Annotated in this window: 25 protein-coding genes and 1 pseudogene; 1 reads left to right on the top strand and 25 read right to left on the bottom strand. The window is 63.8% G+C overall.

Going from position 1 to position 19,180, the window contains the following annotated elements; translation table 11 throughout:
- Positions 1-37: 37 nt before the first annotated feature.
- Complete coding sequence (locus ASE85_RS02500) at positions 38-2,083, bottom strand: hypothetical protein (protein WP_056682909.1); 2,046 nt, start codon at positions 2,081-2,083, stop codon at positions 38-40.
- Positions 2,084-2,153: 70 nt separating this feature from the next.
- Here ASE85_RS02500 and ASE85_RS02495 point away from each other — a divergent pair, with 70 nt between their 5' ends.
- Entirely contained in the window at positions 2,154-2,609 is a 456-nt protein-coding gene (locus ASE85_RS02495; protein WP_156358159.1) for a hypothetical protein, read from the top strand.
- Here ASE85_RS02495 and ASE85_RS02490 read toward each other — a convergent pair.
- From ASE85_RS02490 to ASE85_RS23665, 24 genes and pseudogenes are all read right to left on the bottom strand, one after another.
- On the bottom strand, positions 2,603-3,145 hold the full coding sequence (locus ASE85_RS02490; protein WP_056682904.1) for a virion core protein, T7 gp14 family: 543 nt from the start codon (positions 3,143-3,145) through the stop codon (positions 2,603-2,605). The two genes, ASE85_RS02495 and ASE85_RS02490, sit on opposite strands and share 7 nt — an antisense overlap.
- Positions 3,145-3,597 carry a hypothetical protein gene (locus tag ASE85_RS02485; RefSeq protein WP_056682902.1) on the bottom strand — a complete coding sequence of 151 codons (453 nt, stop codon included), beginning with the start codon at positions 3,595-3,597 and terminating at the stop codon, positions 3,145-3,147. The genes ASE85_RS02490 and ASE85_RS02485 overlap by 1 nt, the downstream gene beginning before the upstream one ends.
- Positions 3,587-5,407, bottom strand: coding sequence for a hypothetical protein (locus ASE85_RS02480; protein WP_056682899.1), 1,821 nt, complete (start codon positions 5,405-5,407; stop codon positions 3,587-3,589). Before ASE85_RS02480 ends, ASE85_RS02485 begins: the two co-directional genes overlap by 11 nt.
- Entirely contained in the window at positions 5,407-6,069 is a 663-nt protein-coding gene (locus ASE85_RS02475; RefSeq protein WP_056682896.1) for a hypothetical protein, read from the bottom strand. The genes ASE85_RS02480 and ASE85_RS02475 overlap by 1 nt, the downstream gene beginning before the upstream one ends.
- The gene (locus ASE85_RS02470; RefSeq protein ID WP_056682894.1) at positions 6,059-6,709 is read right to left on the bottom strand and encodes a hypothetical protein; all 651 of its coding nucleotides are present in this window, start codon (positions 6,707-6,709) and stop codon (positions 6,059-6,061) included. The genes ASE85_RS02475 and ASE85_RS02470 overlap by 11 nt, the downstream gene beginning before the upstream one ends.
- Before the next feature lie 39 nt (positions 6,710-6,748).
- Positions 6,749-7,504 (bottom strand): hypothetical protein, encoded by a 756-nt coding sequence (locus tag ASE85_RS02465; RefSeq protein ID WP_056682891.1) that lies wholly within the window; start codon positions 7,502-7,504, stop codon positions 6,749-6,751.
- A gap of 49 nt (positions 7,505-7,553) precedes the next feature.
- Complete coding sequence (locus ASE85_RS02460; RefSeq protein ID WP_056682888.1) at positions 7,554-8,015, bottom strand: hypothetical protein; 462 nt, start codon at positions 8,013-8,015, stop codon at positions 7,554-7,556.
- Positions 8,015-8,464: a Bbp16 family capsid cement protein gene (locus ASE85_RS02455; protein WP_056682885.1), complete on the bottom strand. Its 450-nt coding sequence runs from the start codon at positions 8,462-8,464 to the stop codon at positions 8,015-8,017. Before ASE85_RS02455 ends, ASE85_RS02460 begins: the two co-directional genes overlap by 1 nt.
- Before the next feature lie 12 nt (positions 8,465-8,476).
- Positions 8,477-9,493 (bottom strand): major capsid protein, encoded by a 1,017-nt coding sequence (locus tag ASE85_RS02450; protein ID WP_056682883.1) that lies wholly within the window; start codon positions 9,491-9,493, stop codon positions 8,477-8,479.
- Between the two features lie 11 nt (positions 9,494-9,504).
- A complete protein-coding gene (locus ASE85_RS02445) occupies positions 9,505-10,320 on the bottom strand; it encodes a hypothetical protein (protein WP_056682881.1) in 816 nt (271 codons plus the stop codon).
- On the bottom strand, positions 10,301-10,615 hold the full coding sequence (locus tag ASE85_RS02440; protein ID WP_056682878.1) for a hypothetical protein: 315 nt from the start codon (positions 10,613-10,615) through the stop codon (positions 10,301-10,303). Before ASE85_RS02440 ends, ASE85_RS02445 begins: the two co-directional genes overlap by 20 nt.
- Positions 10,612-12,264 carry a portal protein gene (locus tag ASE85_RS02435; RefSeq protein ID WP_443018463.1) on the bottom strand — a complete coding sequence of 551 codons (1,653 nt, stop codon included), beginning with the start codon at positions 12,262-12,264 and terminating at the stop codon, positions 10,612-10,614. The genes ASE85_RS02440 and ASE85_RS02435 overlap by 4 nt, the downstream gene beginning before the upstream one ends.
- Positions 12,264-12,410, bottom strand: a complete 147-nt coding sequence (locus ASE85_RS22175; RefSeq protein ID WP_200928280.1) for a hypothetical protein — start codon at positions 12,408-12,410, stop codon at positions 12,264-12,266. Before ASE85_RS22175 ends, ASE85_RS02435 begins: the two co-directional genes overlap by 1 nt.
- 174 nt (positions 12,411-12,584) lie before the next feature.
- Positions 12,585-12,797 carry a hypothetical protein gene (locus tag ASE85_RS02430; protein ID WP_056682872.1) on the bottom strand — a complete coding sequence of 71 codons (213 nt, stop codon included), beginning with the start codon at positions 12,795-12,797 and terminating at the stop codon, positions 12,585-12,587.
- A gap of 81 nt (positions 12,798-12,878) precedes the next feature.
- On the bottom strand, positions 12,879-13,061 hold the full coding sequence (locus ASE85_RS02425; protein ID WP_056682870.1) for a hypothetical protein: 183 nt from the start codon (positions 13,059-13,061) through the stop codon (positions 12,879-12,881).
- Positions 13,058-14,662 carry a terminase gene (locus ASE85_RS02420; RefSeq protein ID WP_235523166.1) on the bottom strand — a complete coding sequence of 535 codons (1,605 nt, stop codon included), beginning with the start codon at positions 14,660-14,662 and terminating at the stop codon, positions 13,058-13,060. The genes ASE85_RS02425 and ASE85_RS02420 overlap by 4 nt, the downstream gene beginning before the upstream one ends.
- The gene (locus tag ASE85_RS02415; protein ID WP_235523164.1) at positions 14,646-15,158 is read right to left on the bottom strand and encodes a DUF2280 domain-containing protein; all 513 of its coding nucleotides are present in this window, start codon (positions 15,156-15,158) and stop codon (positions 14,646-14,648) included. Before ASE85_RS02415 ends, ASE85_RS02420 begins: the two co-directional genes overlap by 17 nt.
- Before the next feature lie 9 nt (positions 15,159-15,167).
- Entirely contained in the window at positions 15,168-15,782 is a 615-nt protein-coding gene (locus ASE85_RS02410; protein WP_056682867.1) for a putative metallopeptidase, read from the bottom strand.
- Between the two features lie 22 nt (positions 15,783-15,804).
- On the bottom strand, positions 15,805-16,218 hold the full coding sequence (locus tag ASE85_RS02405; RefSeq protein WP_235523162.1) for a hypothetical protein: 414 nt from the start codon (positions 16,216-16,218) through the stop codon (positions 15,805-15,807).
- Positions 16,219-16,271: 53 nt separating this feature from the next.
- Positions 16,272-17,273, bottom strand: coding sequence for a helix-turn-helix domain-containing protein (locus ASE85_RS02400; protein ID WP_056682864.1), 1,002 nt, complete (start codon positions 17,271-17,273; stop codon positions 16,272-16,274).
- Positions 17,270-17,707, bottom strand: coding sequence for a hypothetical protein (locus ASE85_RS02395; RefSeq protein ID WP_235523160.1), 438 nt, complete (start codon positions 17,705-17,707; stop codon positions 17,270-17,272). The genes ASE85_RS02400 and ASE85_RS02395 overlap by 4 nt, the downstream gene beginning before the upstream one ends.
- 102 nt (positions 17,708-17,809) lie before the next feature.
- Entirely contained in the window at positions 17,810-18,322 is a 513-nt protein-coding gene (locus ASE85_RS02390) for a DUF2829 domain-containing protein (protein WP_056682861.1), read from the bottom strand.
- Between the two features lie 11 nt (positions 18,323-18,333).
- Positions 18,334-18,570: a hypothetical protein gene (locus ASE85_RS02385; protein WP_056682859.1), complete on the bottom strand. Its 237-nt coding sequence runs from the start codon at positions 18,568-18,570 to the stop codon at positions 18,334-18,336.
- A 453-nt stretch (positions 18,571-19,023) separates the two neighbouring features.
- A pseudogene (locus ASE85_RS23665) lies at positions 19,024-19,179 on the bottom strand (DNA translocase FtsK); the annotation flags it as partial.
- Between the last annotated feature and the right edge of the window lies 1 nt (position 19,180).

Below are 19,180 nucleotides of genomic sequence, written 5' to 3'. Positions count from 1 at the left end.
GGCAGGGGTGCGCCCATCAACGACGATGTAAGGTCATTCATTCCCAAAACCCCGGACGGCCTTTGCCTTGGATATAGAGGTCGCCGATCACGCCATCAGGCGGCATCTGTCCGCCATGTTTATCGCGCCATGTTCGGATGATGCGCTCTCGCACCGCGATGGGGACGGTCACCTGATACGTTCCGTCAACCTTGAAACGCGGAACATCTTTTTTGCTGCCGAACCAGCCGCCCGGAGTGGCCACGGGCATGATGGCGCGCCGCCACGCTGCGTCCATTTCCGCGCCCGTAGGCTCGCGTTTGCCGCCTGTGATGGAGGTGATGTACCGCTCCATATCCTGCGCAACCCGTGCAAAAGCGGCAGGCTCTTTCTTCTTGTCCAGCAGCTTCGCCATGGCCGGGTCTCGATCGGTGTAGACGCCGATGGCCGTTGACACAGCAGACCGAGACTGGAGGATCTTGTCGCCACCAGGCCCACGCAATCTGGCCTGGTCCGTCACCGCTGCGTCCAACTCGGCGCTTGTGACCTTGTTGACATACTCCGTCAGATCAAGGTTCAGAAATTCGTCGGGTTTCCCGTGCTGGATTGCATGCAGGCGCATCGCGTAAATCGAATCACTCTTCACGCCGCCACCGGTAGAGTTCGCCTTTGCGCGCGTCGTAAAGGTGGTTTGCGCTTCAGGCGATAGACTATTGCGAATGGAAGCAGGCATCTGCGATAGATCGGTGAAACTGTCACCTTTGGTCAGCACCCATTTCAGTGCAGCATCTGAGGCATCCTCCTCTTTCCGCTGCCTCATTTGATCGGCTAGCCCGATGTGGCCTTTTGCGACATCGAGAACGGCATCGCGCTGCTCCGGTGACCAACCCTCTTTCTCGGCCCGCGCATAGATGCTTTGCGTGGTCGCTTCGAGATCCCAGCGCTTCGCCGACGGGGCAGGCCCGCCGCCACCCTTGCCCAGCACGATATGCCAATGGTCGCCGGTCGCATGTTTGGACCGGCCGGCACCGACCTCATTGATAGCTTCGAGGACGGTATATCCCGCACCCTCGACCTGCTTCACATACTGGTCGAACGACATGCCCGCGATCGGCTTCACATCGACTGCCGCATGGCTCTTCGTGTGCCAGGATTTGGGATTGGCCTTCGATAGCGGATGGTCGGGCGCGCGGTAGGTCGATGTGATTACCGCGCCGGGAAACAGGCCTTTGATCGCCGCGCCACCATCGGCAACCGGGTTACCACTGCCGCCCTTGCCTGGCTCTGCGCCGATGGAGGGCAGGGAGGTTAGGGCGGTGAATTGCGTTTCCGCCCAGCGCTTCATCATCGGTCCGGCCAGTGATGCCGATAGTGACGCCTGATCTCCCACAGTCATGTTCCCGCGATTGGCCTGATAATAGGCGTCTGCGAGGTCATAGTCCTTGGCGGCCATGTAACGACCGGCGATGGCAGTATGGGCGGTGGAGACGGCCTTCCGCTCCTCATTCTCTATGATGTCAGGATCGTTCAGCCCTGCCATTTCCAGATTTGCGCGGGTCTGATCGCGCACCTCCTGAATAAATCCGGCACGTTTGGCCGGATCGTCGGTGGCGACGGCCATCTGGAACGAGTTCTCGACCTTCGCCTTGCCGGTCTCCTGCTGATACACGCGGCCTTGCTGGACGGCGTAGCTCGCCATTTCGCTATCGGCGGACATGCGAAGGCGGGCGAGTTGCGGTTCAAGGTAGCGACGTGTGTGCGGATCGGCCTGCGCCAGCGTGGCGTTCAGCGCATCCTCGACCGCCTTGCCGGCGTCCGGGCGGTAATCCAGCGCGCCCTTGCCCATCTTGGACTTGAGATCGTTGACCGCGCCGTTCGCCGCGGTGCTGGCGTTCAGATACAGATTGTCGGCATTGGTGCGCGCCAGATCATCGTTGATCTTCGCCTGTACCATAGCGGCATCAGCACCGACGCGGCCGAGTTGCTGGAGGCCCCGCGCTACGCCGGCAGCCGCGCCGCCATTGTTATCGGCCGGGCGGAAGCGGGCGCTGGTGGTCTGAACGGGTCCGGCGGTCGGGCCGCCATATTGAGGAATACGCGGCATCTCTTGCCCCTGAAGCGGATGCTGGATACCTATGGGTCATGAGACAGGGATTGAATCGACGGGGCAGGCTATGGGCAGCAAAGCGAGATACTTCTACCATTTCGTTGGTGGCGCGCTAGCGGGGGCTGGTGCGGGAGCCGCCATCCAGCCCAACGCAGGAAACCTCCAGTTTGTTCTGGCCCTTGCCTTTGGCCTTGGTCTGGCCAAAATCAATCAGAGCATGGATCGAGATGCAAAATTTCCACAAAGTGGTCGCAATTGGCGAGTGCGCCTTGGCTACTTCACCGGGGCAGGCCTAGGGAAGCGAGGCGCGCTCCAGTTGATTTTTGCCTCATTGGCATTTGTGGCGGTCTTTTGGTTCGCACGAGATGCCACCGAACATTACGCTTCCGAGTGGTTCGGATACGATACGCGAGAGTTTGTCGAGGATCGCTGGCCTATTGTCATAGGCGTTCTTGCGGCGCTGCTCGGGGGATATAGATACATGGCGAATGACATTGAAACGCCCAGCCCCGCCCCTCAATAAATACTCCCAGCCTTAATCCCATAGCTGTTCCGGCCGCCGCCCATCTGCATCTTGAGCTGGCTATACTGAGATGCGCCGCCCAGAGCGGTTCCCGCCATGTCGAAGGCCCCGCCGATCAGCGCGCCGCTTGCCGCCTGTCGCGACGCGGCGGCCTGCGCCCGATAGTTCGACCCCTCTATGTTGAAGCCGCGGACATTCTCCGCACCCTGATCATAGATGCGTCGGGCGTCCTCGCGCGCCAGCATGTCCGTGTCGGCGGCCAGGTCTGCCGCATTGCCAAAATCGACATCCAGCCCGCCGGCCGCCATCGCCACGCGCTGCTGCCCCTGGAGCTGGGCGACCTTGCGATAATGCTGGAGCGCGGCGTCGCGGGTATTATCCGTCTCCTGCCGCGCCGATTCGGCCGACAGCTTCGCATTCTGATCGGCGACGCGCGCCTGATACTTCGCCTGCGAGTTGGCCTGAAGCGCACCATAGCCCGCGCCGAGCGTGGAGATCGCGGTCGCGGCGATGAGGAGTGTCGTCGGTTCACACATCAGCGGATCATCCAGAATTGCCGGAAGGGAATGCCGTTCACCATTTGCTCCTCTGGCTCGACGGTGAAGCCCCACGCCCTAAGCAGCCGGATCGCCTTGCCGTTGGCGCTGGACACTAGGTTTCCGGCCCGCCAGCTTGAATCGACCGCCTTGGCGATCAGCCCCGGCCCCCACGCCAGCAATTCGCGGCCGTGGCGATAGACCTCATCCGTGCCGAGGAACCAGACGGTGGCAAGGCGATCGAGCGCGGAGACAGTGACCGATCCGAACATCGCCTCCGGCCGGCCGTCGACCAGCGCCGTCCAGCAGCGATCGGACAGGAGGAACCCATCGCGCAGCGCCTTCTTCGGGCTATGGCCCATGGCCTCGCACTCGATGCGGTCGATATCGCGGATCCGGCTGGCCACAGGTCCGATATGGGTGACGCGCGCCGGCACGACCTCAACTTTCAATGATCGGGTCCAGATATACGCCGACCAGCGTGAGCGGCAGCGGATCCGTCTGACGGATATAGGCCGACGTCTGGCCGCTGACCACATTGGGCGCGTCCATCAAATATCGTCCGTCCTTCAGCTTGTCGGGCGCCCCCCATGCCTCATCGCCGCGCGCCTTGATCTCGAACAGCTGTTTGGGGATGGTGCCGTCCTCGCGCCCGGCGCCGGCCAGCACGCCGCGGCTCTCGCGGATATGCAGAACGATCTCCCCAGGCTGTTGCTTGCGCGCAGCGCTGGAACCCTTGTCCGTGTTCATCGACACCGGCATCGTCTGGATGTCCACCGTGAAGGGCAGGCCGAACGTTGCCTTTTTGACGCCACCAGTGGAGGCGGGAAGCTCGACTATGCCGTTGGTGACCGTGAGCCCCTTCACGACGAAGCCGTCGACCAGGCCCCATACCTCGCGTCCCTCCAGATGCCAGAGGTTGCGGAACAGGCTCCGCGGCTCCTCATAGCTGAACGACACCGCGCAATCGAGAAAGCAGCAATCCTCCACGCTGTCCCAGCGCGACGCCGCCATCCGCTCGATGAAGGTGCGTTCTTCCCCGCCGATCGTCCTGCGCACGACCAGATAGACGCGATCCTCGCCATTTTCGGCAATGGCGCAGCAGGACAACACCTCGCCGTCGGTCTCGCAGATCGTCCACCCCCACACCTGCTGCGCCTGTTCCCAGGTGAAGGCGAGCAGCTTGCCGTCGGAGCGAACCGCCCAGATGATCGAGCGCGGTTCCTGCGCATAGCACCAGGACACGATCTGCATGCCGGAGAACATATGCGGGGAAAAGATCGTCACATCGTCCGACGCCAGGCCGTCTATCTCGAATTTGTAGTTGAGCGAGCGGACGCCGGAGCCGACGGCCGGCGTATAGAACACGACGTTATCAACCACCAAAGGCGACAGGCGGGACGAGCCGCGGCCAATCTGACGGCGTATCGTGGCCGGCGGCGATGCGGTGAGATAACCGCCGTCCGCGCCGCTATCGACGCGGAACAGACTGTCCGATGTCAGGGCGAGCAGGCTGGTGGTCGCGACCAGCTGGTTGATGGCATTCACCCGCCCTGCATTGGCGGCCAGCACGATGCTGTCATCGGCCTTCAGAGGCGTGGATTGGTCGAAATTCTCGAACTCGGTCGAGCGGCTTCCCCAGATCGCATTGGGGCTGTTGCGCGTCCGGCCGAGGAACAGCCGCTGCTCGAAGAAAGCGACGGTCGAGGGATAGTCACCAGCCGCCGCGAATGGATTATAGGCCTCGGGCGGCGCCCTGGTCAGGTCGGGACCGATATTGTCGTCGGTGAAGCTGTTCGCCGCCGTGGTACCGATATAGCCCAGGAACTGGCTGTTATCGGCCTTATAGACATTGTAGCGCTCGGCGCCCGGCAGGGCCGTCCAGAAGAACTCGTTATAATTGCGCTTCAGGTCGAGATCGTTGACCGCCTGCACTGTGGCGCTGGCCCTGCTCTCCAACCCGTTCGCGTCCAGCGCCGTGACGGTATAGTGGGCGGCGCGCGGATAATAGGCATCGCCGCCATTCGCCGAATCGGTGTTGTTGACATGGGGCGTGGCAATAAGGCCGGTCGGCGCGGCGAGGGGCGGGCCAAGCGTCACGCTGGAAAAGGCCCAGCTGTCATGCGCAGCGCGGGTGAGCTTGGTCAGCGGATAGTCGAGATGCGCCAGATACATGGTATCGGTCTGCTGCTCGAAATCGACCTCGGCGAGATCGACGCCGTTATAGGGCGAGCCGACGCGGACAACGCGGGAGACGCCCATCAGGGTAGCTGCTCATGGGGATTGGTAGGATCGCGACCGTCCCCGCCGCCGCCACCGGTCGATGGCGGCTTGGTCGGGACGACAGGATCAGGCACGACCGGCGGGACCGGATCGGGGTCGGGCGCGGCCGTTCGCGTAATGCCGCCCTCCGCCGTGGAGAAGGCGGGCATGGCCGTCGTGTCCACATCGATGCTGAACCGGTTGGCGTCCACGACGGCGGCGACGGTGAAGAAGCGATAGTTGAGCTGATCGCCCAGATCGCCGGCGATGCCCGACAGATAGACCTGCTGCCCCACCGCATAGCCATGATAGGCCGCCGTCACCCGCGCCTGCGCCTCATTGGTGATGGCGGTGATGGCCAGTTCCTCATTGAGGACGAGGCCGCCGGCAGAAGCGACGCGCATATAGCCCTGGCCCAGCTCCAGCGCATAGGTCTGCTCGATCGAGAACTGGAACGGGATGATCCGCACCGGCTTGCTCGCGTCCAGCACTTCCGCCACCAGCCGCGTGCCGGGCCGCTTGGTCAGCCCGCCATATTTGAGGATGACGACATTGCGCGCCTTGCGGACCGACGCCTGATAGGCGTCGACGTCGAACCGGCCGTACAGGTCGGGCGCGATCTCTCCCTTGGAGAAATTGGCCTGCGCGAGCCTATACGCCATCGATGCCATATCCCATGCGCGCATATTCCGCTTCGCTGACATAGCGGGTCTCGCGGACCGGGTTGCGATTTTCGCTTTCCGCGATGGCGCGCTGGCGGGCGACCTCGGCCAGCTTTATCAGATCGCCCTTTAGCCTGGCGCTCTTCTTCAGAGGCATGGCGAGACGCGACGCCAGTTCCAGCGCGACGGCGCGCGCCGTCATTGCGTCGATCGCCGCCGGCTCGACCGTATTGACCTGATATTCGATAATCGCATTGGCGACATTGGTGTAGATGGATGTCTCAGCGATCAGAAACGGGAGCCGGCCCAGCGCCGACCAGTCCGGGAAATTGAAAGGGCCGGCCGTCGGCAAGTTCGTGCGCTGATCCTCGACCTTGGGCAGCACGGCGATCGCCTCCGCCATGTCGTTCGGCTTGCCATAGCGGTAGAGCCATTCGCCCTTGCGGTCGTTGGGCCGCAGGGCGAGCGTGGTGCGGCGGTTGAGGAAGTCGAAGTCCGTCCAGCTCATCATCTCCGCGATGACGTTGGGATAATGCTGGCGGCAATAGAAGGCGCTGGACGACGCTTCATCGATCGAGTCGATGGGATCGGCCGCTACCTCGGATAGCGCGTCGTTACAGATGCCGATCTGGGTTGCCATGACGCTGGTCTATGGGCGGGCGCAGTCCGGTTGAATCGACTAGGCGACGTCGCTGCGCTGGATGGCGATGCAGCTGAAGGTCGTGCCCACCGCGTTTGCTCCAAAAATGTCGTAGTTGGTGAGCGCCGCGATCAGGGCGTTGACGCCCGTCACCACGGCGGTGAGCAGTGCCGCGAGCGACAGCGGTGTCATGGTCGGCAACGGCCGCGAACGCCACACCTTGATGACGCAGCCAGTATAGGCACCCGACGGCGTGGGCGTCATCACCTCGCGCACCCAGCTTTCCACCCGGAACGTCGCGGGATTGCTGGACATCGTGCCGGTGTCGGGCGGCTCCTCGGTGCAGGTGATGCCGGGCTTGTTCACGAATGTGCGGGTGAACGCCACCTGGACTGTCGAGCCGGCAGTTATAGTGGCCTTGGTGGTGCTGGTCAGTCGCGGATGCTGATGCCGGGCGCCCGGCACCTTCATGCCTTCGAGCCCGGCTTGTCCGCCGGTCACCTCGGGCTGCGGTATCTCGTCGGCGATCGTCGGCACCGTGGCCGCCAGCGCGGTGAGCGTGGCCGAGTCAGCCTTGCCCGCGACCGTGCCGGCCAGGGTGTCGACCGAGGACTGCGACGCCTTGCTGTTCACCGCCGTGGCCAGTCCACCGACGGTGGAGGCATTGGCTTTCTGATTGATCTGATTCTGCTGATCGTCCAGCGCGGCGTCGATCGCTTCGACATCTACGCGGCGTGGCAGCGCCACCTGATCGCGTTTGACGGGAGTGCCGGATCTGTTGGGCATCTGGGGCATGGTGCTTATCCCAGGAAAATGGCGGGAGCGCAGGCCCCCGCCACGTTCATCACTTCGCCTTTGCGGTCGGCGCAGTCTTCAGCTTGGCGATCTCGGCCTTGAGGGCCTCGACCTCCTTCTCGGCCGCCTCCGCGCGCTGGGTCGCTTTGTCGATCGCGGCATCGGCTTCGGTCAGAAGCTTTTCCGATTCAGCCTTGGCGTCCGACAGCAGCTTCTCTGCATTGTCGGCGCGCGCCTTCTCCGCCTTGAGACTGTCGTCGAAGTCGGTGCGCATCTTGTCCACCACCGCCTGCGCCCGCTCGCGGATCTCCAGCTGCGCCGCGGCGACCGCCTCGGACGTCACATCCACCGGCGGTTCCGGCTCCGGATCGGGGATCTCGTTGCCCTTGTCGTCGAGCTCCGCCATCCACTTGCCCTTGGGCTTGGCGGTGGTGAACGTCTCGCCTTCCTCGACCATACGATCGTCGACATAGCCGCGCTCACGGGCGCGGTAGGTTTTCAGCTCGCTCATTACTGGCCCCCGATGAAGTTGGTCTGGCGATCGGCGACGACGCCGGCGGTGATCTTGCCGGTGGTCGGCGCAGTGCCGGTGATGTCGTAGAACAGGCGGAAATACCGCTCGTTCGTGCCCTGCGGCACATAGTCGGGATAGTCGATCGGCTTGCCGGCGACGAGGTCGGCAAGCGGGATCACGCCCGACCGCGACACCGTCTTGGGCGAAGCGAACGCGCTATTGTCATCGACCTGGAGCAGAATCTCCAGCGAGGTGAGGTTGTTGAACGCCTCGGTCACCGACACCCAGATCGGAACGGGCTTTTGCCCCTTGCCGATGTCGCGAACGAGCGCGCGGGTGTCGCCGTAAGGCGTACCGGTAGCGCCCAGGTCAACGACGTTGGTCGACGCGGCATCCGCCGTGATCGCCTGCGCGTCGCTGAAGAGCAGCGTGTTATCGAAAATCATGACGATCTCTCCTTACGAGACGAGGGTTTCGGTGTTGAGCAGGGCGTCCGTCTCGCGGATCGGCATGCCGCGCCAGGACTGGACCTCCTCGCCCTGAAGCTCCATCGGCTTCAGGCGCACGAAGTTGTCGACGCCCGGCCGGGCGTTGGTCCCTTCGGCGTCCAGCGCCTCCATCAGCGTCTTGTTCATGTAGATGGCGGTGCGGCCGGGGCTGACCTGGCCTTCGCGCTCCATCTTGTACGAACGACGGCCGTGCATGCGGTAATAGGCCTGCCGCATGAACTTGTTGACCGACACCGTGCCGGCGATCACGTCCGACACGTCGATGTTGCAGACGCGGGAATTGAAGCGCCAGTCCTTGACGGTGATACCGACATGCTGGGTGAACTTCTCTTCCTTGACGTAATAGGGGTTGCCCGCCTGATCGGTCACACGCTGGCGGCCCATGTCCTCGCGCACCACGCCCGCCTGGATATTCTCCGGCGTGATAACCGACGTCTGCATGTCGCCATGGGTGACGAACCAGATCGAGCTATTGTCGCCGCCCACACCGCCGCCGTTGACGACGTTGGGGTTGGTCAGCGAATTGTAACGCGGCGCCAGCCCGTGGAAGCGCTTTCCGTTGATCGCGACGTTGGAATACCAGATCGCGCTGTCGACAGTCTGCGCGATCGCTTCCAGGAAACCCTGGCCTTCCATCATGCGCAGCTTGCCCGCCTCGGCAGGCTTCAGGTTGAGCAGGCGCTCATCGACGCTCGAAAGGCCTTCGACGAAGCCGGTCGTGTCCTCGACCTGGGTATAGTTGCCCTTGCTCTGGGCGATACCCTGATAGAGCGCACCCCAGCTCACCGAGGGCAGGCCGGTGCGGATCGAGTTGCGATGCTTCGTCCCGTCATTACAGGTGATGACGTTCGCATCCTGCATGAACGGAGTGAGCTGGACCAGCGCCTCGACAACGTCGCCGATATTATCGCCGCCCGCTTTCATGACGTCGATCAGGTTCCAGTAAGTGGTGCCGAGAACGGCCATTCCAAGTCTCCTTAATCGTTGGGATAGAGGCGCTTCCAGGCAGGCTCGTTCACTGGCGCGCCTGCATCCGCGCGAACGAAATCACCATCCTCGCCAACCATCTCGCCAATCCGCGCGAATATGCGGATCATCTCGGGGTGGTTGCCGAAGCCGGTTTCATTGAGGGCCGTGCGAAACGGCGACCCCTCGGGATGGCCAAGCGCGTCGAACGCCTTTGCAGCGCTGCCGAGGCTCGCATCCCACTTGTTTCCGCCGATCTGCTCATCGGCCTTGGCGGCATCCAGCCACGCCTTGCGCTGCTGGTTGCCGGCGTCGATCATCGTCTGCACGGCCGACTGCTGGGTCTTTTCGATCAGCGACTTGGCGGCGGGCAGGATCGCCTGCGCCTGATCGTTGGTCAGGCCAGCTTCCTTGAAGATCGGCGTCGCCTCGGTGAGGAGGTCGGCGTCGATCGTCATGCCCTCGGGCGCAGTGAGCTCATAAGCCTCCGGCACGACGGGCGCGGCTGGCGCATCAGGGTCGGCCGGGGCGGGGTCCGTCGGCTTGTCCGGATCGACAGCGGGCTTCTTGCCGCCCAGCGCGGTGTCGCCATCATCATCCGGATCGGCAGCGGCTGGCGCGGCCGGATCCGCCGGTGCAGAATCGGCGGGCGGCGTCGCAGGATCAGTGGGCGCAGCCGGTGCCGGATCAGCGGCGGGCGGATCGGAAGGGGCTGGCGCGGGGGCAGGATCGGCCGGATGATCCGGCGCACGCATGTACCGGCCGACGCGCCGCTCCGCCGCCGTCATCGCGACGCCAGCCAGCAGGCTATTCCGGAAGTTCGTCATACCGACCAGTCGCACTCTTCTTCTCCTTTGGGGCTGGATTGGCTTCCTCGCGCATCACGGCGATGAGGGTCATGATGTGATGAGGGTGGCGCAGCTCGACGGGCTGGCCGACATCGCAGTCCGCAAGGATCGCAAGCATTTGACTGCGCCGCCCCTCTGCAAATGAGAGATCGCGGCCATCAGCCCCGTTCGTTCCCTGGCCGAGAATTCCGCTCGATTGAATCGACCGCCACAAAAAGCGACGGAAGGCCGGCATCGCCATCAGGGCGGCCATGTCCTTGTCCTGCTCGGTCATCCCGCACCCAGCAGCGTGTCGAGCATCGGCTGGCCGTTGACATCGGTTTCGGAGAGCAGGCGGGCCGTGTCCGCGCCTTGCTGAACGGCCGGCATCATCTCCGCCATGCGCTGCTGGTTCTGCTGCTGTGCCCGCGTCTGGCGCAGCTTCAGCACTTCCTCGTTTGTGCGGATCAGCTTGGGCGGCGTGCCGGCACGATCGGCATATTCGTCGATCATCTCGTCGGTGTTGAGCTTGTCGGCCGCCTCCGGGAACACGCCGGCAAGGTTGCCGACGAAGGACGCGGTGCGCTCGATCTGTCCCAGGCCGACCATGCGCTGCATCTGGGTGAGGATCGAGACGAACTCGACCTTGATTTCGCTCTCGCCCATCATGGATTGGGGCACCGGCGGGAGCAGGTTGCCGCGGCTCATGATGCCGAACACGCGATCAATGGCGACGGCCAGCTTCTCGTTGTTCACGCGCTCGATGGTCGGGCCGAGCTGGGTCAGCTTCTCCTCGTTGCGGGCCGCGATCTCCTCGATATTGCGGGGCTGGATGCCCTGCATGTTCGTGATCGCCATGAACAGGTCGGCGTAGGAGGTGGCGTCGATCTTCTGATAGAGGCGGCCGATCTTGTTCGCGATCTGCTCCAGCGCCTGCCATGGCATCTGGTACGGCACCATCACCGAGTCCTTGTCGACGTCGGCGGCGGACACGATATTGCCGGGCTGGCCGGTGAGCTTCAGGCCGGGCTTGGTGACCTTCTCCGGCTTCACGATCGCGTCGATCGCCTCATTCTCCCGCTTGTTCTGCATTTGCAGTTCGCGGATGGAGGCGAGGCCCTCCATGGCAGGGCTGTAGCCGTAGCAATCGGAGCCGGTCAGATCCCAGCGAGGCGCCCAGAATGGCTGGTCGTGATAGCCCGAGACGCGCAGCACCGTGTCGGCCTGATCCTTCTCGTCCCAATAGACCGAGCGGAACCGGCGCGAGAAGGGATTGCCGGGTTGCCAGTCGGGGTTGGGCTCGATCGCCTGGAACACATCGACCAGATATTCCTTGTCCGACCGGTCATAGGCGTTGCGCACGACCTGGCTGACCGAGTTGCCGAACGACTGCACCGCCTGGCGCGCCGTCATCGGGCAGCGGCGATACAATGTGTCGGGCACCATCGCGTCCGACATGGAGATCCAATATTCGCCGGCCGTGAGCGGGTGGCAGACCATGCCGAGCTGCGCATGCTCGGTCATGACGCAGGCCTCGGTGCCGAACAGGCCCAGCTCGTGATAGCCCGTCTTGGCCGCCCCGTAGAAGTTCGTCTTGGCGAAGAAGGCGTCCATGCGCCGGTCCACCTCGGACAGCCAGAAGCGCACCTCCGGCTCGTCCATCAGCGCATCGTCAAAGGTGGAGAGCTTCTTCCAGGGCCGCGAGGGCGACGACAGGCCGGACGTCATGCCATTGGCCAGAGTGCGATAGCTGCCGATCGCATATTCGTCGTACAGCTTGGCGTTGCGTGCGCGGCGGGCCGTCTTGTTGGTGTCCGCGTTCATGAAGCGCGAGCGGGCGGGCTGGCAGAAGCGCGCGATCTCCTTCCACTCCGCTTCATAGTCGGAACGGATGGACTTCATCCCCGTGAGGCGCGTCTCGCAGTTCTGGCGGATGGAGGCCATCAGCCGAGCGTGTTGGACGCGGCCGAGGTGTTGGCGGTGCCGGTCGCCCCCGACGGGCTGGTGATCAGGCCCGACAACATCGCGCGGCGCCGGCGGCGTGCATCGCGATCAGAGGAGACGTCGGCACCCTCGTCGGGCAGCTTCACCGCCTGGCGCTCGGGGACGGTCGGGACGTCTGGTGTCGATGGGGTGCAAATGGCCTGTCTCCCGTGGGTGCGGGAAGACGGATATGGCCGGGGGCTATTGGGTTGAATCGACGGGCCGCAACGAAAAAGGGCGGCCATCGCTGACCGCCCCTCATAAACTCTACCAGTCTGGCGTCAGGCCAGGCCGGCACGCATCGATGCCAGCGGCGAACGCGGGTGGCCATTGTCGATGATGAACGGAGCCTTCGCGCTCAGCATGTCGGGCAACAGATTGTAGGCGAAGTCCATCGCTCGATCGACTGCGGCGACGGCACTGGTGGCGAACGACATGACGCCGGCGCAAGTGGCCACGGCGAGTAGGGCGAAGAGGGTGAAGAAGCGCTTCATCGGGTTCTCCTTATCCGGGATGATGATCGATCACGGTGGAGACGGGCTAGGGGTTATGACGCTGCGCTTGAATCGACGGTGCTAATCGAGATCGGCATACCGGTCCGTCTGCACCAGCTTGGCCTCGACCTCCGGCAGCTTTACCACGCCATTGCGCAGATAGGCAGCCTTGAGCACCCCGTAGTTGCGCCGCACGAAATCACTATCCGTGTCCGGCTTCGTGATGGCCCGCAGGTACATCTGGAATTCTTCGTCTTCGGTCACAGGTCCAACTCCTTATAGCGATCGAGAGGCCGCGCGCTGTTCATCAGCTGGGACATTGTCTCCTGCTTCATGGTCGTGATGTTCGCCATGCAGCAGCCATCACCATCGTCAGGCGACCGGCCGAGCAGCTTCTTCTGTTCGTCCTTGGGCTGGATGAAGATGCCGCCCGGCCGCAACTCCCAGCGATAGGAGCACAGGTCTGCCTTGAGCAGGGGATCATTGGGCAACGATACAGGGCCGTCCGGGCTTTCCGGATCAAGCGCCTCGCGCATCCGCCATATCACTTCCGCACGCAGGTTGAAGAAGGACAGGTTGCCGTCGCGCGTCTTGCCGCTCGATCCCTTGGCGAAGTTGACGGGGATCGTCTGGACGTCGTTGGCGGTCAGGAAGTTGCAGCAGGACAGGCCCCAGCCGATCACGTCGACATGGACGGGCGCACGATCCTTGCGGTTCATGATGATGTGGCCGGCCGCGATCGGGCCCGCGCGCTCCTGCGGAATCTCGCGCCCAGGGATGCGGATGGGCTTGTCGAACCATAGCCCATGCCGGCAGTAGATCGTCATTTTGTCATCGCCGCCGGCCGCGACGTCGGAGCCGATGCTGTCCATCTCGCCCTTGACCTCGCGCGGCTTCCACCGCGCCATGGCCGTCTCCACCCATGCCGACGGGATAACCTGCCACGGATCGTCCTGGACGCCGGCGTTGAAGTCGCCGCTCAACATCTGTGAGCGCAGAGGCTCCGGCAGCGATTGCAGCGTTTCGATATAGCCGGACCGGACATAGAAATAATTGTCCGTCACGCGACTGGGCACGAAGGTGCGGGACTTGGGCCTGATGATCTTCTCCGGCCGAAAATCGGTCGGATCGAAATCATAGAGCGGCTCGCCCTTGAACATGACGAAGGGCTCGGCATTGGGACATTCGAAGTCCTTGCCGTTGATCGTACTGTAGTAGCGCAGCTCGCCGGGCTTGGCGGGGTTCGGGTGGTTCTTGTCCAGCCATGCCGCGAAATAGGCAATCACCCAGCGCCCCTCCGCCGTCGTCGGCGGGTTGAACGTCTTGAGGACGCGGCACCGCTGCTTGGGATCGCTCGACCGTGTCCAGCCCTGCGTAAAGCGCACCTGCGCCTCGCGCATTTCGGTCACCTCATCATAGGCCTTCAGGTCGTGCGCACGGCCCTGCCATTTCTGGTGGTCGGTCGGATTGTCCAGGCCGCCGAATTCGATGAGGCGGGCAACGTCACCGGTGGTTGTGCGCCATATGGATTTCTGGCTGCTATAGCCGTTCGTGTTGCCGAGGATCTCGGTCATGCGCTGGACGATGCCTTCCGTCTGCGCCTTCTCACGGCGAAAGATGCAGGTGCGCTGATGCTCGGTAAGCGAGAGGCCCGCGATGAGGTCGGACTTACCGCCACCTGCCGACCCGCCATATCCTATGATGAAGGCGAGGCTGTCCGCCGCCTCACTCTGCCGGCCCACCTGAGCACGCCAGATATGCTTGGCCAGATCCTGATCGAGCAGCCACATCAGCTCGTCGCGCTGTTCCGGTGTTGCCGCTTCCCAGAACGCATCCCAATAGGCCGGATCAATCGGCAGCATCATCACCGCCCTGCGCCTTGTTGAAGGCGGCAGCGAGCGCGGCCAGCCGGGCGGCGCGGGCGACCTCGTCCATATTATTCTCGCGCAGGCTCCCGTCGGTGTTGGACACGTCGACCTTGTTGGTGAAGCTGCCGCCTACCTCGCGCGCCGCCTGTTCGATGAGCTTTGCCGCCAGCACCAGGTTGCCACGCTTCTCGGCGGCCGCTGCCATGCGATCGAGCGCGCGCAGGCGCGTGGCGCGGTGCGAGATCGCGATGGAGCTGGTGTCCTCTTTAAACTTGGCCCGCGTTTCCTCGAACAGCTCGCGCCAGCGTTTGGCGAGGCGCCGCCCGGCGCGCTTGGTCGGGTCGTGCGATTCGATCGCCTGAAGGCTGATAGTGAGGCCGAAATCTGTCTTGATGGTCGCAGCCACCGTAGAGGGCGTGTCGAAGCACGCGAGCGCCTGTATTATCGCCACTTTTGCCGGTTCGGGGATAGGTCCGCCTGCGCGCGCCATCATCTAGACCTATCAAGCGGCCAGGCGCAGGCAGGTGCCGCACACGCCGGCAATGGAGGCGGCGCCGACGAGGGGCGCGCGCTGGGCTGCATCGACCATGGCGGTGACACCGGCGGCGCCAGCACCATAGCGCGCCACCACGCCGACGAACTCCTCGACGTCATGGCCACGGATGCCGAAGGAGGGCGAGCCATCCTGCTTGAATTTGGGCATGCCGTACTCATCCTCATTCTGCGCACAGTGATAGAGCTCGTGCTCGACCAGCGCACAGAAGGAGGCGTCATCCATGCCGGCGGCGGCCGGCGCTGACAGGGTGATGAGGAAGTCCGGCATGCTCTCGAACCATTCCTCTATCTGTTGGCAGGCGCGTGCGCGTGCCCATTTTCCCATCGCCATGGGAGGCATGAGCTCGGCCTGGCCCAGCACCACGCGCATGTTCCGTGTGTTGTGGCAGTTAGTCCAGAGCACGCCGATATGCGCGTCCATCAGGTGGCGATGGTCGGGATTGTGGAGCGGCGCGTCGTCGTAGAGGAAGGCGTTTTCGATCCATTCCGCCACCTCGGGCGCGGGGATGAAGCGGTCGGGCATGACGAGCGCGCTCAAATCCACCAGATCGACGGGCGGCATAGGTCGCGTCAAGGTCGGGGCTTTAGCCACGGCTCTTCTCGACCTCCCAGCCCAAGAACACGAGGTCCGCCAGATATTCCACGGCCGGCTTCCCCAGGCGCGCGGCCTCGGTGAATATCTCGGCGGCGATGTCAGGTCGGCGCGTGCGGATGGCGGCCGGGGCGGGCGAGGGGACGTTCTTGGGCCGGTTGCGCCAGTGCGGGGCGGTGTTGAGCGGCAGCGCCGACCATTTGCCGGTCTCGATCAGACACACGCGGCGCCCGCGCTGGAACGGCTCATTGATGATCAGGCCCATGTCAGCCAGGCGACGGAACATCTCCGGCACCGTGCCGCCATTGGCGACGTCCAGCTGCTCGGCGATGTCGTCGATGGTTGGTATGGGCAAGGCCGCGTCCGTGCATTCGCGGATGATCGCCAATAGCTTCGCCTCGCGCATGTTCAGTACCCGCCCCGGTATCGGCTCTCTGATCATATCCCCCGCTTCCGTCCTCATGCTGGTGGTTTCTCGTGCGCAAATCGCAGGTCTGCATCAGGCCCCAGCACCGCGTGCATCGCTTGCCCAATCTCATTGGCGAAATTGCCGCGCAGATAGTTGCTGGCAAAGCCGCTGACCGCGACGACGGTGAGCGTGTCGGCGACGACATCGAGGCGACAGGGTCCGACCCACTGCGCGTAAACCTGCTCACCCAGCTTGACTGTGACCTGCGCGCGGATCTTCGCCGCCGCTGCGTTCTCGCGGCTGGTGTCGTGGGCCTTGGCTGGCTGGACCGGGCCGGAGGCGGCGGGTGGGGTATGGCGGACACCGGCCTTGGCATCGCGCAGCACACGGCCGGCAATCTCGTTGATCCGGTTGCACCATGTCCGCGTCCAGTCGACCTTGCGCGCACCGGCACGGCTCTCGCCCAGCCAGAAATTGCGAAATGCTTCCGCCTCGGCCTCGTACGCCCCGGCTGGCCACTGGCGCGCCTTGGCCAGCGCAGCCGGCGGCAGGTCGGCAACGGCTGGCGCCGTCCAGTCCTCGGCGATCCTACTACCCCTGTTTCGCTTTTCAGGCCCAGCATCACCCCCCACCGGGGGGCTAGGGGGGTTAATAGGTTCCCTTAAAGGTTCCGTGTCCCGTTTTTGGGACTGTTCGGAGGAAAAACCGGTACTGTTCCGCTTTTGGTACTGTTCCTTTTCTGGAACTGTTCCAATTACGGGACTGTTAGAAAACGGATCGGCGGCTTTGCCCGCGCCCAGCCGATACACCTTGACCTGACCTGTTCGCCCTACCCGGCGGCCGGTGTCGCGGATCAGGTCCTTCTCCTCCAGCCGCCCGATTGCCGAGATGACCGTCTTGCGATTGAGGTCGCTGAACTCGCACAACCAGTCGACGGACGGGTGCGCGCAATGGTTCGCATCGGAGCAGGCAGCAAGGCCCAGCAGCACCAGCTTTTCCGACGCAGCGCCGGGCTTGGCTTTCGCCGCCCATGCCTGAGTGTCCCAGCTCACCGGCCGACATCCTCATATGTCCAGCCGGCGCGGCCAGGGAAAGCGAACTGGAAACGAAACGGGTAAGCTTCAGCCGCCACCTTCATCTTCACGCGGGCATCGTCCTGGATGACAGCTTCGCTGCCTTTGACGTCGATCATGGTGATGATGCTGTTGGCGCCCATCACCGCGAAATCGACGGTGAGGAACGTGTTATCAGCAATGCGCAGCTTGATGCCTTCGAAGCGGTACCAGAGGATATCCCCCGCCATCATGCCAGGGCGAAGCACCTCGTCCTCGAAGCGCTGCTCCGTCTTGTTCTTCTCGCCCGTCTTCAGGCGGCCGAGCGCGAACAGGGCGTCCTTGCCCTTGAGCGGTGCGCTCGGTTTCACATCGCGCGGGGACAGCTTGCCCTCCGCGACGAGGCGGGCTTCCAGCCGGGCGCGCGGCGTCATGCGCGACATGAGGCGCACTCCTGATTGAAGGACGGTTCGATGGTCATATGGCACCCGCTGATCTCAGCCTCGCCCCGGACATGGGTCCGGGGTCCGGTCAGATCAGGGAATGATGACCCAGTCGTCGGCGAGCATATCCGTCTGGCTGGCGAGCCAACCCATCAGGATTTTGCCGTCGGCGGTCTTCATGTTGATGCACGGCAACACGGTTGCGGAGCCGCCATTGTATCGGGCAAACTCGCTGCACGGCTTCGACCAGAAATTCTCGAAGGCGATCGTGCGCCCCTCCAACGGCCCGGACAGCGCGACCCACATATCCTTGCCGTTCCAGCCGGCGCGGGCGATGCGCATGCCGGCTTTCAGGGCTTCGAGCGCCTCGCCGAACGTCAACTGATCGTGCAGGCGGTACGATTTCTCGAACACGTCGGCGGGCGACCAGCTGATATAGCCTTCATGGTCGGGATGGTTGGACCGGCCGCCGTCGATGTATTCGACCAGGAAGCCCGGATCGTTGCCGTCCTCATCGGCAGGCAGCGTCCAGCCGCGATAGTCGTTATAGGCGAGGCGCGTCATGGCGACGGCCTTGATCAGCTTCGTTCCGATGAACGTTTCCATGATAGCCATCCTTAGTTGACGTTGGCGCGGACGGCCGCGTCCTTGGCTTCCAGCAGCTTGCGCAGGGCGACGGTGCGCTCGGGGTTGCGCGGCAACGTCTCGACGATGTGCCGGGCGAGCTCGCAGAACGGCCGCGAGGCCGCCTGAAGGACGGGCGGCAGGTGCGAATAGTGGAAGTAGCGCAGGATCGGGTCTGCGCCGATCTGGGCGGGCGAGAACTCGGTCGGCGCCGGGTGGATGTCAGTCATAATGATCTCCTGATAAAAGTGCGTCGGTGGTCACGATTTGCGGCAAACGTCCCACCCCCAAACGAACCGCTTGGCCCCAGCCGTGCGGCGATACCGGACCGCTCGGAGGGACATCGAAACCTTGTTTTCACCCAGGCCGACGCGGCGTCTGGGTCGAGTCTCGAAAGGGGGTAACTGGAAATCAGGGCGGCGCGCGGTCACGCCCGGCCGGAATGACCGGCAGTGGGATCGGGCGCGAGCTGACATAGACACGGCCATCGGCCGCCTCGACGACGGGATGGAATGCAAGCCGAGGTTGATCGGATTTCGGGGGATCAGCGCTCATTCGGCGGCCTGCGCTACGATCGGGATCGCGGGCCCGCCATCGATCGACATCGAAATGGAGGTCCCGTCCTTGGCGCAGATCGCATGAAGCTCCGCCAGCGCCTCCTGCACACCGCCACCTGGTGCAATCAGCACCTCACGCTTGCCGATATGATTGGGCGGGCCGACCACGCCGCGCTTCTCCAGATCCTCGACCAGCCGCGACGCGCTGTTATAGCCGATGCGCATCTGGCGCTGGAGCCACGAGGCCGAAGCGTTCTGATGCTCGATCACCAGCGACAGCGCC

Source organism: Sphingobium sp. Leaf26 (assembly GCF_001421665.1).
Lineage (GTDB): Bacteria > Pseudomonadota > Alphaproteobacteria > Sphingomonadales > Sphingomonadaceae > Sphingobium.
This window is presented reverse-complemented; position numbering and strand designations above follow the sequence as displayed.

Excerpts from the sequence above, each read along its gene's own strand:
- ASE85_RS02500 (WP_056682909.1), bottom strand. The coding sequence starts at position 2,083 with ATGCCGCGTATTCCTCAATATGGCGGCCCGACCGCCGGACCCGTTCAG.
- ASE85_RS02495 (WP_156358159.1), top strand. The coding sequence starts at position 2,154 with ATGGGCAGCAAAGCGAGATACTTCTACCATTTCGTTGGTGGCGCGCTA.
- ASE85_RS02490 (WP_056682904.1), bottom strand. The coding sequence starts at position 3,145 with ATGTGTGAACCGACGACACTCCTCATCGCCGCGACCGCGATCTCCACG.
- ASE85_RS02480 (WP_056682899.1), bottom strand. The coding sequence starts at position 5,407 with ATGGGCGTCTCCCGCGTTGTCCGCGTCGGCTCGCCCTATAACGGCGTC.
- ASE85_RS02475 (WP_056682896.1), bottom strand. The coding sequence starts at position 6,069 with ATGGCGTATAGGCTCGCGCAGGCCAATTTCTCCAAGGGAGAGATCGCG.
- ASE85_RS02470 (WP_056682894.1), bottom strand. The coding sequence starts at position 6,709 with ATGGCAACCCAGATCGGCATCTGTAACGACGCGCTATCCGAGGTAGCG.
- ASE85_RS02465 (WP_056682891.1), bottom strand. The coding sequence starts at position 7,504 with ATGCCCCAGATGCCCAACAGATCCGGCACTCCCGTCAAACGCGATCAG.
- ASE85_RS02460 (WP_056682888.1), bottom strand. The coding sequence starts at position 8,015 with ATGAGCGAGCTGAAAACCTACCGCGCCCGTGAGCGCGGCTATGTCGAC.
- ASE85_RS02455 (WP_056682885.1), bottom strand. The coding sequence starts at position 8,464 with ATGATTTTCGATAACACGCTGCTCTTCAGCGACGCGCAGGCGATCACG.
- ASE85_RS02450 (WP_056682883.1), bottom strand. The coding sequence starts at position 9,493 with ATGGCCGTTCTCGGCACCACTTACTGGAACCTGATCGACGTCATGAAA.
- ASE85_RS02445 (WP_056682881.1), bottom strand. The coding sequence starts at position 10,320 with ATGACGAACTTCCGGAATAGCCTGCTGGCTGGCGTCGCGATGACGGCG.
- ASE85_RS02440 (WP_056682878.1), bottom strand. The coding sequence starts at position 10,615 with ATGACCGAGCAGGACAAGGACATGGCCGCCCTGATGGCGATGCCGGCC.
- ASE85_RS02435 (WP_443018463.1), bottom strand. The coding sequence starts at position 12,264 with ATGGCCTCCATCCGCCAGAACTGCGAGACGCGCCTCACGGGGATGAAG.
- ASE85_RS02430 (WP_056682872.1), bottom strand. The coding sequence starts at position 12,797 with ATGAAGCGCTTCTTCACCCTCTTCGCCCTACTCGCCGTGGCCACTTGC.
- ASE85_RS02420 (WP_235523166.1), bottom strand. The coding sequence starts at position 14,662 with ATGATGCTGCCGATTGATCCGGCCTATTGGGATGCGTTCTGGGAAGCG.
- ASE85_RS02415 (WP_235523164.1), bottom strand. The coding sequence starts at position 15,158 with ATGATGGCGCGCGCAGGCGGACCTATCCCCGAACCGGCAAAAGTGGCG.
- ASE85_RS02410 (WP_056682867.1), bottom strand. The coding sequence starts at position 15,782 with ATGCCGCCCGTCGATCTGGTGGATTTGAGCGCGCTCGTCATGCCCGAC.
- ASE85_RS02405 (WP_235523162.1), bottom strand. The coding sequence starts at position 16,218 with ATGCGCGAGGCGAAGCTATTGGCGATCATCCGCGAATGCACGGACGCG.
- ASE85_RS02395 (WP_235523160.1), bottom strand. The coding sequence starts at position 17,707 with ATGACGCCGCGCGCCCGGCTGGAAGCCCGCCTCGTCGCGGAGGGCAAG.
- ASE85_RS02390 (WP_056682861.1), bottom strand. The coding sequence starts at position 18,322 with ATGGAAACGTTCATCGGAACGAAGCTGATCAAGGCCGTCGCCATGACG.
- ASE85_RS02385 (WP_056682859.1), bottom strand. The coding sequence starts at position 18,570 with ATGACTGACATCCACCCGGCGCCGACCGAGTTCTCGCCCGCCCAGATC.